This window comes from Aeromonas sp. 2HA2, assembly GCF_029237345.1.
GTDB lineage: Bacteria > Pseudomonadota > Gammaproteobacteria > Enterobacterales > Aeromonadaceae > Aeromonas > Aeromonas salmonicida.
Map to the genome: position 1 here is coordinate 197,212 of NZ_JAACGB010000006.1, position 13,393 is coordinate 210,604.

The 13,393-nt window shown below is 60.8% G+C and carries 13 protein-coding genes; 9 read left to right on the forward strand and 4 right to left on the reverse strand.

The window, feature by feature from the left end:
• Positions 1-95 precede the first annotated feature (95 nt).
• Genes GWQ29_RS10710 through GWQ29_RS10720 form a run of 3 tightly spaced genes read left to right on the forward strand, consistent with a single transcriptional unit; the run spans position 96 to position 3,297 of the window.
• Positions 96-1,496, forward strand: a complete 1,401-nt coding sequence (locus GWQ29_RS10710; protein WP_169046978.1) for an ATP-binding protein — start codon at positions 96-98, stop codon at positions 1,494-1,496.
• Positions 1,497-1,504: 8 nt separating this feature from the next.
• The gene (locus GWQ29_RS10715) at positions 1,505-2,020 is read left to right on the forward strand and encodes a hypothetical protein (protein ID WP_058395097.1); all 516 of its coding nucleotides are present in this window, start codon (positions 1,505-1,507) and stop codon (positions 2,018-2,020) included.
• Positions 2,017-3,297 (forward strand): sigma 54-interacting transcriptional regulator, encoded by a 1,281-nt coding sequence (locus tag GWQ29_RS10720; RefSeq protein ID WP_275919399.1) that lies wholly within the window; start codon positions 2,017-2,019, stop codon positions 3,295-3,297. Before GWQ29_RS10715 ends, GWQ29_RS10720 begins: the two co-directional genes overlap by 4 nt.
• A 55-nt stretch (positions 3,298-3,352) precedes the next feature.
• Here GWQ29_RS10720 and GWQ29_RS10725 read toward each other — a convergent pair whose 3' ends face one another.
• Positions 3,353-3,835, reverse strand: coding sequence for a DUF1097 domain-containing protein (locus tag GWQ29_RS10725; RefSeq protein WP_021139854.1), 483 nt, complete (start codon positions 3,833-3,835; stop codon positions 3,353-3,355).
• A gap of 372 nt (positions 3,836-4,207) precedes the next feature.
• Between GWQ29_RS10725 and msrP the strand changes: the two genes are divergently transcribed.
• Together msrP and GWQ29_RS10735 are read left to right on the forward strand one after the other, a co-directional pair.
• Positions 4,208-5,212 carry a protein-methionine-sulfoxide reductase catalytic subunit MsrP gene (gene msrP, locus GWQ29_RS10730; RefSeq protein ID WP_275919400.1) on the forward strand — a complete coding sequence of 335 codons (1,005 nt, stop codon included), beginning with the start codon at positions 4,208-4,210 and terminating at the stop codon, positions 5,210-5,212.
• Positions 5,213-5,285: 73 nt separating this feature from the next.
• A complete protein-coding gene (locus GWQ29_RS10735; RefSeq protein ID WP_058395094.1) occupies positions 5,286-5,918 on the forward strand; it encodes a protein-methionine-sulfoxide reductase heme-binding subunit MsrQ in 633 nt (210 codons plus the stop codon).
• Positions 5,919-5,965: 47 nt separating this feature from the next.
• Here GWQ29_RS10735 and GWQ29_RS10740 read toward each other — a convergent pair whose 3' ends face one another.
• Complete coding sequence (locus GWQ29_RS10740; protein WP_275919401.1) at positions 5,966-6,214, reverse strand: PepSY domain-containing protein; 249 nt, start codon at positions 6,212-6,214, stop codon at positions 5,966-5,968.
• A gap of 63 nt (positions 6,215-6,277) precedes the next feature.
• Here GWQ29_RS10740 and GWQ29_RS10745 point away from each other — a divergent pair, with 63 nt between their 5' ends.
• From GWQ29_RS10745 to GWQ29_RS10760, 4 genes are all read left to right on the forward strand, one after another.
• Positions 6,278-6,610 carry a hypothetical protein gene (locus GWQ29_RS10745; protein WP_275919402.1) on the forward strand — a complete coding sequence of 111 codons (333 nt, stop codon included), beginning with the start codon at positions 6,278-6,280 and terminating at the stop codon, positions 6,608-6,610.
• Between the two features lie 106 nt (positions 6,611-6,716).
• Entirely contained in the window at positions 6,717-7,373 is a 657-nt protein-coding gene (locus GWQ29_RS10750) for a response regulator transcription factor (protein ID WP_005318517.1), read from the forward strand.
• Between the two features lie 37 nt (positions 7,374-7,410).
• Entirely contained in the window at positions 7,411-8,760 is a 1,350-nt protein-coding gene (locus tag GWQ29_RS10755) for a sensor histidine kinase (protein WP_021139858.1), read from the forward strand.
• Between the two features lie 124 nt (positions 8,761-8,884).
• Complete coding sequence (locus GWQ29_RS10760; RefSeq protein ID WP_219597991.1) at positions 8,885-9,346, forward strand: hypothetical protein; 462 nt, start codon at positions 8,885-8,887, stop codon at positions 9,344-9,346.
• Between the two features lie 151 nt (positions 9,347-9,497).
• Here GWQ29_RS10760 and torA read toward each other — a convergent pair whose 3' ends face one another.
• A complete protein-coding gene (gene torA, locus GWQ29_RS10765; RefSeq protein ID WP_275919403.1) occupies positions 9,498-11,978 on the reverse strand; it encodes a trimethylamine-N-oxide reductase TorA in 2,481 nt (826 codons plus the stop codon).
• A 22-nt stretch (positions 11,979-12,000) separates the two neighbouring features.
• Complete coding sequence (locus GWQ29_RS10770; protein ID WP_275919404.1) at positions 12,001-13,131, reverse strand: NapC/NirT family cytochrome c; 1,131 nt, start codon at positions 13,129-13,131, stop codon at positions 12,001-12,003.
• Positions 13,132-13,393 lie beyond the last annotated feature (262 nt).

A 13,393-nucleotide genomic window follows, 5' to 3' on the forward strand; every position in this document is an offset into this window, starting at 1 on the left:
CTCATTTGCGGTATGAACCGGCCTCCTGGCCGGTTTTGCTTTTTGGGGGAGTGCAGATATGCTGACCCACCCATGATGAATCGAGACAGCACAAGATGACCAAGGTACGCCCACGTTCCTTGCTGCAAGTGGTATTGATGGGCTTCGTCCTGGTATTGATGCCGCTGGGCGGCATGATCTGGCACGACAGTCAGGCCCTCGAACACTTGAGCCAGTTGACCAGCGACGAGCTGGAGCGGGCGGTGCGCGATACCCGCCGGGCGACCCTGCTCACAACCCAGGCCATTGATCTGGAACGTACTCTTCGCCGTTATGCGGTACTGGGGGATGAGCGCATCCTGGCCAGTTACCAGCAGCAGCTTGCCAGTTACCGCAGCCTGCTCGCCGCTCATCAGGGCTCGATCCCGGATGCCGAGGCTTACACCGGCCTCGAACAGGTGCTGGCCTGGCTCGACAGCCTGCAGGATCTGGCTCAGGCCAGAGCCGCCTCGGCTAGCCCGCAATTTGATGAATTTAATCAAATTAATCAGCAGCTTGAAGTGATTACCCGAGGTCAGGTCGATGAGCATGTGAGCCGGGTACGCGCCATGATTGCAGAATTGATGAGAGAGATCTGGTGGGTCAGCGGTTTCGTGGCCGTGCTCAGTCTGCTGCTGGTGTTGTTGTTTACCTATCTGATTATCCACCCTGTGCGTCAGATTGAGTCGCGGATCTTGAGTCTGGGCGCGGGTGTGGAGCCGGACAAACGCCCCGTGGACGGGCCAGCAGAGTTGGTGGTATTGGGGGAGCGTATCAACTGGTTGCACGACAAGCTCAAGGAGCTGGAACAGCAGAAATACCAGTTCCTGCGCCATGTTTCCCATGAGCTCAAGACGCCGCTGGCGGTGCTGCGGGAAGGCTCGGACCTGCTTGGCGAGCAGCTGGTGGGGCCGCTTACGCCGGATCAGCAGGAGATCTGCCAGATGCTGGAGGAGAACAGTCGCCGATTGCAGACCCTGATCGAACGTCTGCTCGATTTCAACCGCCTCAGCCAGCAGGAGGTGTTTACCCTGACGCCGGTGGCGCTGGCGCCCTTGTTGTCAGAGTTGACAGCAGAGTACCGGCTGGCGCTGGAATCCAAACAAATCAGTGTACACTTGCCGACCGCTCCCATCATGTTGCAGGCGGAGCCGTATCGCTTGCGGTTGATCCTCGATAATCTGTTTTCCAATGCGGTCAGCTATGGCGCCAGGGGTGGCCAGATCTGGATCCGCGCCGGGCAGGATGCCAACGGCGGCTGGCTGGAGGTGGCCAACGAAGGGCCCGTCATTCCGGTAGCCGAACGGGAGCGGATCTTCGAGCCATTCGAGCAGGGCAGTATAGTGCGGCAAGGTTTGTTGAAAGGTTCCGGCATGGGGCTTTCCATCGCCCGCGAGTCGGCGATGAGCCTTGGCGGTGAATTGGTATTGATTGAAGACGAACAGGCTGATGTCTGTTTCCGGTTGACGTTGAAGTGAAGCAAAAGATGAAACAATGTGTTGTTCCGGTATTGATGATGGGCCTGCTCACAGGCTGTTCTTTGCTGCCAGCGCGTGACCCGGCGGCGTCGCCGGATCTCGCCCTCGCCAAGCGCATGGAGTTTGCCAACAAGGAGATGCAGGTACGCCTGCAATACTCGGACTGGTTGCTGGCCAGTCACGCTCAGCAGCGGGCGCAGGAGCGTCAGCGCCTCAAGGGTGCGACCGATGTCGAGAGCCGGGTCAGTCTGGCCATGGTCAATACCCACCCCTCCGAGTCGGTGGCAAACCGTCGGGCCGGGCTGGACAAACTCAAGAGCTTGCTGCCCGAGCTCGGGCTCGATGCCCAGGCTTTCCTGCGCAGCTGGATTGCGCTGGGTGAGGAGCTGCTGGTACGTGACAGCCGTCGTGACGACCAGAGTCAGGAGGTGCAGCGTCTGCGCCGCCAGATTGAACAGCTCTCCGCCATCGATGAACAGCTCAATCAACGCAAGCTCAACGGCAGTGGTGAGGCTCTGCCATGAGCCGGATCCTGCTGGTTGACGACGATGTCAGCCTGCTCAAGCTGATGAGCATGCGCCTGCGCAGCCAGGGCTACGAAGTGGATACCGCCGACAGCGCCGAAGGGGCGCTGGACAGACTGCGCCAGCAACGGGCCGATCTGGTGTTGAGCGACTTGCGCATGGCCGGCATGGACGGCCTGGCGCTGTTCGAGCGCATCCAGTCACAGTGGCTGGGGTTGCCTGTCATCATAATGACAGCCCACGGCACCATTCCCGATGCCATCCAGGCTACCCGCTCCGGGGTGTTCAGTTTTCTCACCAAACCCATCGACAAGGATGAGCTGTTTGCCACCATAGAGCATGCGTTGAGCCTGACACGCCCAAAGCAGCAACAGGAGTGGCAATCGCTGATCCTGACCCGCAATCCGCAGATGGAACAGTTGCTTATCCAGGCCAACAGCATCGCCGGCATGGAAGTGCCCGTGCTGATCATGGGGCCGTCCGGTTCAGGCAAAGGGGTGATGACTCAAGCCCTGCACCAGGCCAGCAGTCGCCGTGACAAGCCGCTGCACGTCATCAACTGCGCCGCCTTGCCGTGGCCTGCGCTGGATCTGCAGCTGTTTGGCGAGGACGGTCAGTCCGGCCTGTTCGAACAAGCCAAAGGCGCGACCCTGTTTCTCGACGAGATAGGAGATCTGTCGGAATCGCTACAGGCCAAGCTGTTGCAGGTGTTGCAGGAGTACGGTCAGGGTACGCCCGAGGTGCGGATCATCAGCTCCAGCCATCAGGATCTGGTGACGGCGATGGAAGAGGGGCGTTTTCGGGAAGATCTCTTCTACCGCCTCAATGTGGCCAACATCACCTTGCCACCTCTCAGCGCCCGCAGTGAAGACATTCCGCTGCTGGCCAGACAGGCGCTGGACGAATATCGCAGTCGTCACAGTGACTGTGCGGCCCTGGGTTTTTCACCCGAGTCGCTGGCCATGCTGGCGGCCGCCGCCTGGCCCGGTAACGTGCGTCAGCTCTACAGCGTGGTGGAACAGCTGGCGAGCCTCTGTTGCAGTCCTGTGATTGGGGTGTCCATGGTGGAGTCGGCCCTGAGTGGCGGCGGTGGTGGCATCCCCTCGTTCAACGAGGCGCGGGCCGAGTTCGAGAAGGAGTATCTGATCCGTCTGTTGCGTACCACTGAGGGCAACGTGACCCTGGCGGCCAACATGGCGGGCAGAAACCGTACCGATTTCTACAAGTTATTGAATCGGCACGGCATAGAGGCGGCAAACTTCAAGTCGAAGGGATAAGCCGGGCAGTGTAGGTTTGCGTCCCGGCGAAGGATTATTCGCTGGTGAGTGCCATTCAGGCGGGATCGACTACGGCGGTAGAGGTTTGGGCTTTCTGGGTTTTCTGGGATAGCCAGAGCCCGCTCGCTTTCATCAGATAACCGAACAGTGCGCCTATCACCAGGGACGGCAGTATCAGGCGCCACTCCCCCGCGGCACCGAAGGTGGCGCAGCAACCGGCGAAGGTGCCGGGAATGTAGCCCAGCCACTGCTGCTTTGCCTGCACACACATCAGGGTCGCAACCACCCCCGTCATCATATAGCCCGCCATACCCGCTCCCCACCAGGCATCCCCGTGGATGAGCAGCAATGCCCACAGCATGCCGCTCCCATTGCACAGCATGGTTTGCAACAGCGCCTTGTAGCCACCGCTGGAGGCGAAGTAGCTGGTGCAGCCGAGAAAGCCGACCCAGGAGATGAGGCCTAGTGTGACGGCAACCCAGCCCCAGACGGCAGAGAGGATCCCGGTCGTGATGGCGATGGCGATCAATGGGCTCATGGCGTGACTCTTCAGTAGTGGAATTCGTAAAGAAAGGGAGCCTACCCCGCGCAGGGGGGGCGGCAAGCAGGGGCGAGATTGTGTGTGATCTTCATCACTCATTTCAACTCAGGAATACGCTTGCGCTCGCGAAAAAAATTCATTGGAGGCGTGCTCGACCCTGCACCATAGTTATGGGCCCTGTCCTGCTCATGGAGTGAGTCTGATGGCGCCAAATGTGATCGTTCCTCTGCTGGTATTCGTAGCATTGTTTCTGGTCGGAACCATGGCCAAGGCTCTGCCCCTTTACCAGCTCATGTAAATTTTCGTGAAATAAAACTCGGCCGGGGCAGGTCTTATGGTTGTTACCCTCATAACCCCGGGAGTTTTTCCATGTTGATCAAGCGTCGCTCTTCTCATCATCCCACCGAACAGGATGTTACCCCGGAAGCCGTCTATCAGGATCGCCGCCTTATCCTGAAAGGGTTGGGGCTGGGGGCCGCCACTCTGGCGTTTCCCGCTCATGCTGGCGTGCTCGACCTCTTCTCCGCCGACAAACCTGCACCTGCCGCATCGACCAGACCGCTCAACATTCGCGCCGCCGCCAGACCTGAGGGCGTGATCCTCACCCCGGAGGAGAAGGCCACCACCCACAACAACTTCTATGAGCTGGGTACCGACAAGGGGGATCCGGCCCGCAATGCTCACTACCTCAAGCCCGAGCCTTGGCAACTGCGGGTAGAGGGGGAGGTGGCCAAGCCCTTCACCCTGGATGTGTGGGACCTCATCAACAAGACAGAGCTGGAGGAGCGCATCTATCGGCTGCGCTGCGTAGAGGCCTGGTCCATGGTGCTGCCCTGGAGCGGCATCAGTCTGGCGGAGCTCATTCGCCGTGCCGAGCCCACCAGTCGCGCCAAGTTCGTGGCCTTCGAGACCCTCTATGATCCCGAGCAGTTGCCGGGGCAGGCATCCCGTTCTCTTGGAGGGGGCATAGATTATCCCTATGTGGAGGGGCTGCGCATCGACGAGGCGATGAACCCGCTCTCCTTCCTGGCGATGGGCCTCTACGGCAAGACGCTGCCCGCCCAGAACGGGGCTCCGATCCGGTTGGTGGTGCCCTGGAAGTACGGCTTCAAGAGCATCAAGAGCATAGTTTCCATCCGGCTGGTGGAAGAGATGCCACCGACCACCTGGAATCTGCTGGCATCGAACGAATATGGCTTCTACGCCAACGTCAACCCGGAGGTGGATCACCCGCGCTGGAGTCAGGCCAGCGAGCGCTTCATAGGGGAGGGTGGCATCTTCGGTGCCAAGCGTCAGCCTACCCTGATGTTCAACGGTTACGCCGACGAGGTAGCCTCGCTCTATCAGGGAATGGATCTGAGACAATGGTACTGAGACTGACAACCGCTCATACCAAGGGCCGCACCCATGGGGTGGTCTTCACTTATCAAGCCATGGATCCAAGAAAATGGTACTGAGACTGACAGCGGTTCACATCAAGGGCCTGCGAGTGCTGGTGCATATGGGGTCCCTCGGCTTTCTGCTCTGGCTGGGGTATGCCTTGCCAGCCGGATTACTGGGGGGAGACCCGGTACAGGGGCTGACCCACTATCTCGGCAAGGGGGCGCTCAATCTCTTGCTGATCACCCTGCTGGTGTCACCGCTCGCCAAGCGCTGGCGGCAGGGGCAGCTCATCAAGCTGCGCCGCCCTCTCGGGCTCTGGTGTGCGGCCTGGGCCGGGTTGCACTTTATGGTGTGGCTGGGGCTGGATCTGCAATTCGACTGGGGGCTTATTGGCGGTGAGCTGGTGAAGCGCAGCTACATACTGGTGGGGGCAGTGGCGCTCTTGTTGCTGGCGGCGCTCAGTCTGACCTCTATCCCCGCCCTGCTGCGGGTCATGGGGCCGGCCTGGCAGAAGTTGCACAACTGGATCTATGCCGTTGCCCTGCTGGTGCCGGTGCACTACTGGTGGTCGGTGAAGAGTGGCTGGCAGGAGCCGCTCATCTACCTGCTGCTGGCCTGTGCTCTGCTATGGCCACGGCGGGAGAAGTTGCTGCGCCCCTGGCGTCAGCGTCAACGCCAGAAGCTGAAAGAGGCGTGAGTTGCCGCTCAGGCATCACAGCGCAGAACTCGCATAGCAAAAGAGGCCTAATCGGCCTCTTTTTTGGTGATGTCGCCCGTGTAGGCATCGATCAGCAACTGCACTCGCTGTTCGTCGGCATCCAGGGTTTCTACCTCGAATTTATCCCCTTCCAGCTCCACTTCCCGAATGTCGTGGTACCCTTGGGCCAACAACAACTTGACCAGCGCCGGCATGTCGAGACGCGCCTGAGCCGCCCAGCCAAGGGTGGAGAAAAGGCAAAGGATCAGCAGGAAACTGCGTGGGATCATATTCATTCCGGATTCATGGCTGGCAGACTATAAACGGCATTATGTTAGGTTTTTGGAGATGAATCACCCATGAATAGAGCCCTGTCTCTGCTTTGGTTGCTGCTGCCCGTGATGGCGCAGGCGACCACGCCGAACGAGGCCTTGCTGCAACAAGCTGTCAGCGAGGGTCGGGTCAGGCCCTTTCATGAGGTGATGGAGGTGGCCTCCCTCCTGCCGGTGCGCGTGCTGCGCGTCGACCTGGGGGAAGAGGATGGCATCTGGCTGTATGAGCTCAAGCTCATCGACAGCGAGAACAGCGTGATCAAGGTCGGCTATCGCGCCGACAACCTGGAGATGGTGTGGCTCAAGGGCCACCATCTCGAACGGCTGTTCGAGCCACGCCCGCCGCAAGAGGAAGATTGACCTTTAGGTGGGTGCCAGATTGGGCTCCAAACTGACAATCCGGCACCACTGTTCAACCTTCCCATCTCCGTTGACGCAAGAGTAACCCTGCTTTGGATACCCATTTATGCGAATTCTGATAGTTGAAGATGAGAAGACCCTGGCGGGCCAGCTGGCCGAACAGCTGCGTCTGTCCGGTTTCGTGACCGACCTCTGCCATGATGGCAACGAGGCCGGCTTTCTCGGCGAGACCGAGCCTTATGACGCCATCATCCTGGATCTCGGCCTGCCGGGTCGCGATGGCCTGAGCGTGCTGAAGGAGTGGCGCAGCAAGGGGATCGATACCCCTGTGCTGGTACTGACCGCCCGCGGCCAGCTGCACGAGAAGATTGAGGGGCTCAATGCCGGTGCCGACGACTACCTCACCAAGCCGTTCCAGGTGGCGGAGTTGGTAGCCAGGGTGCAGGCGCTGGTGCGACGGGCGGCAGGCAATGCCAGTTCGATCCTGGAGATCGGCGGGGTGCGGCTCGACATGGCGGCCTCCCAGGTGTGGTACGAAGGCACCCCCATCAAGCTCACCGCCCACGAATTTCGGGTGCTGGGTTACCTGATGCAGCACAGGGGCAAGGTGGTGTCGCGCAGCGAGCTGATCGACCACATCTATGCCCAGGATTTTGACCGCGACTCCAATACCGTCGAAGTCTTCATCGGCCGGATCCGCAAGAAGACCCACGCCGATCTCATTGAGACTGTGCGTGGCCTTGGATACCGGATCAACGAATGAGTCGGGCCTTGATGCAACCCCTGCCAGGGGACGGTGAATGAGGCTGGTCAGGACCCTGCGGGGGCGACTGGTAGTCATAGCGCTGGTCTGGTGCGGTCTCTTCCTGTTTGCCACAGGTTTCAGCCTGCAGACCATGATGCGCAACTACTGGCAAGAGGCGGAAGCAGACGGCCTGCGCCTGCAGCTCTACGATCTGCTCTCTCGCCTCGAGATCCAGCCAGACGGCCTGCCCATCGTCACCGAACCCATGGCCGACCCCCGCTTTCGTCAACCCTATTCCGGCTACTACTGGCAGCTGGAGCTGGGGGATGAGGTGGTCAGCCGCTCGCGATCCCTGTGGGATGTGCACCTCAAGGTGCAGGGTCTGAAGTCGGCGTTCGGCGATCCGGATCTGTTTGTCGGCAGGGGACCCAACAAGGAGCCCCTGCTCATCATGACGCGTACCGTGCTGCTGCCCGGGTCGGATCGGACGTTTACCCTGGTGATGGCCAAGGACAGCAGCGCCTTGACCCAGACCCTCAAGAAGACCCGCATCAGCCTGTTCCTGGGCCTCGGCTTCGCCGCCACGGGTCTGGTGCTGGGCTTCATGTTCCAGATCGTCTATGGTCTGCGTCCGCTGCATCTGTTGCGCCGCGAACTGGGACGAGTACATCAGGGGCATCAGGAGGGATTCCGGCTGCGCTATCCGCTGGAGATACAGCCGCTGGTGGAAGACATCAACCGCCTGCTTCACCACTACAGCGAGCTGCTGCAGCGAGCCCGCTCCCACACCGGCAATCTGGCTCACGCCCTCAAGACGCCGCTCAGCATAATGCGCAATCAGGTGGCCCAGCTGTCACCCGAGGATCAGGCCGCCATCGGCGAGCAGCTCGACCAGATCCAGCGCCACATCGACTATCACCTCGGCAAGGCGCGGGTGACCGGCGCCGCCAAGATCCTAGGGGTGTCGACTCCGGTGCGGGCACGGGTGGAGTACATCTGCCGTGCCTTCTCCCGTCTCTATCCGGGCAAGGAGGTGGATCTGCAGGTGCCGGCCAATCTGGCGGTCGGGGTGGAGGAGCAGGACTTCGACGAGATGGTGGGCAACCTGCTGGAGAACGCCTACAAGTGGTCGGCCGGTCAGCTGCGTATTTCCAGCGCCGAGCTGGGGGGCTGGATCACCCTGCGCATCGAGGATGACGGCCCCGGCATGAGCGAGGATCAGATCGCCAAGGCGGTGTTGCGCGGGGTACGGCTCGACGAGAAGGTGCCGGGCTCGGGGCTCGGCCTCAACATAGTCTCCGATCTGGCCGAGGCCTATCGAGGCAACCTCATCATGGGTCGGGCGGAGTTGGGTGGTCTGGCTGCGTCTCTGTCACTGCCCAAGGTGGCCAGGGTAGAGAGCTAGGGATCAAGCCCATTATGGGGCGAATGAAATTGGGGTGGTCCGTTTCCTGCTATCGCTCAAGGTGGCACGGGGAGCGGGCCAAGCATAAGATAAGACACTTGTTCAAGCCTGAGGAAGGGTAGCAATGACAGACGATCCATGGGCACTATGTCATCTTGATGACTCGTTCGATTCCTCTGTACTGGGGATCAAGGGGGCTCAGCTCCAGTGGTTCGAGGACAGAGATAGCCTGATCGCATTCCTGCTGGAAGATTTCATCGATCTGCTGGCCGATGTAGGTGAGCTGGACGAAGACGAAGTTGCCAGCGCCCGCGAGCGCTTCACTCTGCTGGTGGAGCAGATCAGCGACGATCGTGCGTTGGTGGATGCGCTCAACGATCTCGCCTCCGGCCTGCGCCGTATCGCCTGGCTGGGGCCGCTCTCCGAGCTGGCCGAAGTCAGCGATGACTTCGCCGCCGGCCTGCGCCGCTATTTCTGGACCCAATACGACGGCGATGAAGATGACCCGGATGCCTGGGTACCGGAAGAGCTCTGGCCCCAGCTGGTGGAGTGCGCGGAAGAGTATATGCAAGAAGGCGACTTCTGAGCCACTTTGTCCAAACTCTGGCAGCAGAGCGGGTGGCATGTGCGAAAGCGCGCATGCAGTAAAAGAGCTTCTGAGTCTTCACTGCCACAGTAAATTGACAGCAATAAAAAACGGCGCCTGATGGCGCCGTTTTTGTTGGTCGAGTGTGGACTCAGCCGTTGGCCGGGACCGCGTGGGCGGTATTGGCCAGTGCCGGGCCCCTGTATTTCTCGATCTGCAGCTGGGCCATGTGGCCGCAGTTGCCTTGCGCCAGGCTGGAGGTGCCTTCGTCGAAGGTCAGGCAGTTGACGTTGCCGTTCTTGCAGATGGCCCCCGCCTCACCCGGTTTGGCCGGGTCGAACCAGGCCCCTTCACAGATGCGCACCACGCCCGGACGTATGTCTTTCGACACCAGGGCGCCCACCAGGATCTGGCCGCGATCGTTGAAGGCACGCACCAGATCCCCATCCTGAATACCACGGGCCTTGGCATCATTCGGGTGGATCAGGATGGCCTCCCGATCGGCGATGGCGAACTTGTCTCGCAGCGGCGTGTTGTCCAGCTGTGAGTGCAGGCGCTGGGTCGGGTGCGAGGTGTTGAGCGACAGCGGATAACGGCTGGCAGACTCGCTCTTCACCCACTCCTTGGGCTCATACCATTTAGGATGACCGGCGCAGTCGGCATACCCCATGCTGGCGATGGTGTTGGAGAAGATCTCGATCTTGCCGGACGGGGTGCCGAGCGGGTTGAGCAAGGGATTCTCGCGAAAATCGGCGTGACGGATCCACTGGCGATTCGCCTCCGGAATGGGGAAGCGGATGTAGTTGTTGGACTCCCAGAACATGTTGAATGGCGGCAGCGCCACCCGCGCGCCACGGGCCTGGGCGGCCATGCCGTCATACATCTGCTTGAGCCACAGCATCTCGTCCTTGCCTTCGGTGTAGGCTTCCAGCAGGCCCAGCTTGGCGGCAATGGCGCTGAAGATGTCGAAGTCGTTGCGTGACTCGTGCTGGGGCGGTACGCACTGGTGCATGGGGAACACGTAGCGTTGGGAGTAATCGCCCCCCATCTCCAGATCGTTGCGCTCATAGCTGGTGGTGGCCGGCAGCACTATGTCTGCGTGCTTGGCGGTGGCGGTCCAGTAGGGTTCGTGAACGATCACGGTCTGCGGCTTGCGCCATGCCTTGAGCAGGTTGTTGGTGTCCTGATGGTGGTGGAAGGGGTTGCCACCCGCCACATAGACCAGCTTGATGTCCGGATAAGTCACCTGACGACCGTTGAAGTCGATGGTCTTGCCCGGGTTGGCGAGACAGTCGGCGATGCGGGCCACCGGGATCGGGGCCGGACTGTTCTTGGGCGCGTTGCCGGCCGAGATACCCGCCAGTATGCCGCCCTTGGCGGTGGGGCTGCCACCGGAAGAGTAGTGGTAGCTGAAGCCGTAACCGCCGCCCGGCAGGCCGATCTGGCCCAGCATGGCGGCCAGGGTGACCAGCATCCAGTTTGGCTGCTCGCCGTGGTGCTGTCGCTGCATGCCCCAGCCGGCCATGATCATGGTGCGCTTGGCCGCCATGTCGAGAGCCAGCTGGCGAATCACCTTGGCCTCGACGCCGCAGATGCTGCTCGCCCACTCGGCGCTCTTCGGCTGACCGTCGTCCTTGCCCAGCAGGTAGGTGAGGAACTTGTCGAAACCGCTGGTGTAGCGATCGAGGAAGGCCTGATCGTGCTTCTGCTCGGTATACAGGGTGTGGGCCACCCCCAGCATCATGGCCACGTCGGTATAGGCGTTCGGTGCAATCCACTCGGCCCCGGCCAGCTTGGCGGTCTCGTTGTAGACGGGATCGATGCTGATGATGCGGGTGCCCTTATCCTTCAGTGCCTGGAAGCCGGCCTGACCCTCGTGGTCCGGCATGTTCCAGCTGTTCTTCAGGGTCACCTGGGCGTTGACGCCCCACAGCACCACCAGTTCGGCGTGTTCGATCACGTTCGGCCAGGCGGTCTGCTGCTCATACACCTCGATGGAGCCCATGACGTGGGACATGATCACCTGGGCGGCGCCGGCGGAGTAGTCACCGGCATAACCGGTGAAGCCACCGGCCAGGTTCATCAGGCGGTGCAGCAGGGTACGGCTGTTGTGGAACATGCCGACGCTCTTCCAGCCGTAGGAACCGGCGTGGATCGCCTGCGGGCCGAAGTCGCTCTGTACCCGGCCAATCTCGCCGGCGACCAGTTCGATGGCCTTGTCCCAGCTCACCCGCACCCATTCGTCGGCGCCGCGCAGCTCGGGTCTGGCGCCAGGGCCATGCTCCAGCCAGCTCTTGCGCACCATGGGGTACTTGATGCGGTTCTTGGCATGGACCTGGTAGGGCGCCATGTCGATGAGGTCGTTTGGCGCCGGATCATCGGCTACCGGCTGGACGCGCACCATGCGACCATCTTCGACTATGGCTTCGAAGGCCCCCCAGTGGGCGCCGGTCAGTATGCCCTTCTGGGCCGGGACCAGAGTCGGGAACTGCTCCAGCGCCGTGCTGATGGCCCGGGCCAGAGCACTCTTCGGAAAGATGCCGGCGAGCAGCGGCAAGGCCGCGCAGGCGCCGAGCCCCTTGAGCAGGTTGCGGCGGGACAGATTGGTGTTCTTATCGGTAAAAAAAGTCATGACGATTTCCTCTGTGCCAGCCTTAGTGCGCCGCGCTCATGTCACTGGCATGTTTCTGGACGTATTGGGTCAACATGCGAGCCTGTTCCGGGGTCAGGGAGGTACGGGATTCCATCCCCTTGATGACGCCGATCCACTGGTTGGCATTGAAGTGATCCAGCGCCGTGAGGCCGTGGCAGCCGGTGCAGCTGTTGGACATCAGGGTGGAGGCGTATTGCCACAGCTTGCCCTGATCGCCAATGAGCTGGGTCTGATCCACCCAGGCGGTCAGTTTGACCTGATGCCAGGTTAGGTTGGTGGCGCTGTCGGTTTCGCTCTGGCCGGTGACCAGGGATTTTTTGGCGGCATCGCCGACCAGTACGCTCAGGATCCGCTTGCCGGGAGCGGCGTAGAAGACTTCGCTCACGCCGTCCTGTTGCCAGCCTTCGATCTGCACCTGGGCACGGCCATTTTCGTTGGCCAGTACTTCCACCCTGGTGGAGGGCATCAGGGTGCCTTCATCTGTCTTGGCGGCGGCATCGAGGAACAGCGGCGCCGTGGCGATGGCGTAACGGGTGGTGACGTTGGCCGGAGTCTGGGCGGCAGCCTGGGCCAGCTCGCTCGCACCGGCGGCAGCCAGCTCGCTCATGTCAGGCATGATGTGGGCGACACCGCGGTGGCAGTCGATGCAGGTCTGGCCTTCCTTGATGGCGACCGGGTGCTCGGCCCGGGCATTGGGGCGTTGGGCCAGAATGTCCATGGCGGCGTAGCTGTGGCAGCTGCGGCAGGTGGCAGAGTCATTGGCTTTGAGCTCGTCCCACACCGACTGGGCCATGCGCAGCTTGTGCGACTCGTATTTCTCAGGGGTGTCCAGGGTGCCGATCGCCTCGTGATAGATATCCTTCACGGCGCGGATCTTGGTCCACAGATAGGCGCTGGGTTCATTGGGGATGTGACAGTCTGCACACTCGGCCCGGATGCCCTTCACGTTCTGGAAGTGGACGCTGCCCTGATACTCGGCCAGCGGGGTTTGCATGGAGTGGCAGGAGACGCAAAACTCGGTAGAACTGGTTTTATGCATCACTGTCATGGTGACACCCAATGCCGCGACGCCCAGCAGGGCTCCGAGCAGCAGGAGCCAGAACCAGGTCTTTCTCAATAATTTTCCAAGCATGGCGGCATTTTCCTACGATCAAATATTACCAATATAGTAGTAGCTAGAGAGAGGCAGGGGATTGACCTCTATCATGATTTTTATTTTGCAATGTCATCTTAAATGCATTAATTATTTTGTATTTTATCATTTAATTGAATTTAATTTAATATCCATGCTTTTCTTATCCCATTCGAACTCGTTCGGGTCAGGTTTCATTACATGGCCCGCATTAGCATCTTGAAGGGTAGTCGCCCGCTTTATCCCGAGTCGCACCTCTGAC

What these genes read in the sequence shown, in the direction of transcription:
- GWQ29_RS10770 (WP_275919404.1), bottom strand. Translation starts at nt 13,131, where the DNA reads ATGCTTGGAAAATTATTGAGAAAGACCTGGTTCTGGCTCCTGCTGCTC.
- GWQ29_RS10720 (WP_275919399.1), top strand. Translation starts at nt 2,017, where the DNA reads ATGAGCCGGATCCTGCTGGTTGACGACGATGTCAGCCTGCTCAAGCTG.
- GWQ29_RS10725 (WP_021139854.1), bottom strand. Translation starts at nt 3,835, where the DNA reads ATGAGCCCATTGATCGCCATCGCCATCACGACCGGGATCCTCTCTGCC.
- GWQ29_RS10710 (WP_169046978.1), top strand. Translation starts at nt 96, where the DNA reads ATGACCAAGGTACGCCCACGTTCCTTGCTGCAAGTGGTATTGATGGGC.
- GWQ29_RS10715 (WP_058395097.1), top strand. Translation starts at nt 1,505, where the DNA reads ATGAAACAATGTGTTGTTCCGGTATTGATGATGGGCCTGCTCACAGGC.
- GWQ29_RS10750 (WP_005318517.1), top strand. Translation starts at nt 6,717, where the DNA reads ATGCGAATTCTGATAGTTGAAGATGAGAAGACCCTGGCGGGCCAGCTG.
- GWQ29_RS10755 (WP_021139858.1), top strand. Translation starts at nt 7,411, where the DNA reads ATGAGGCTGGTCAGGACCCTGCGGGGGCGACTGGTAGTCATAGCGCTG.
- GWQ29_RS10740 (WP_275919401.1), bottom strand. Translation starts at nt 6,214, where the DNA reads ATGAATATGATCCCACGCAGTTTCCTGCTGATCCTTTGCCTTTTCTCC.
- msrP (WP_275919400.1), top strand. Translation starts at nt 4,208, where the DNA reads ATGTTGATCAAGCGTCGCTCTTCTCATCATCCCACCGAACAGGATGTT.
- GWQ29_RS10745 (WP_275919402.1), top strand. Translation starts at nt 6,278, where the DNA reads ATGAATAGAGCCCTGTCTCTGCTTTGGTTGCTGCTGCCCGTGATGGCG.
- GWQ29_RS10760 (WP_219597991.1), top strand. Translation starts at nt 8,885, where the DNA reads ATGACAGACGATCCATGGGCACTATGTCATCTTGATGACTCGTTCGAT.
- torA (WP_275919403.1), bottom strand. Translation starts at nt 11,978, where the DNA reads ATGACTTTTTTTACCGATAAGAACACCAATCTGTCCCGCCGCAACCTG.
- GWQ29_RS10735 (WP_058395094.1), top strand. Translation starts at nt 5,286, where the DNA reads ATGGTACTGAGACTGACAGCGGTTCACATCAAGGGCCTGCGAGTGCTG.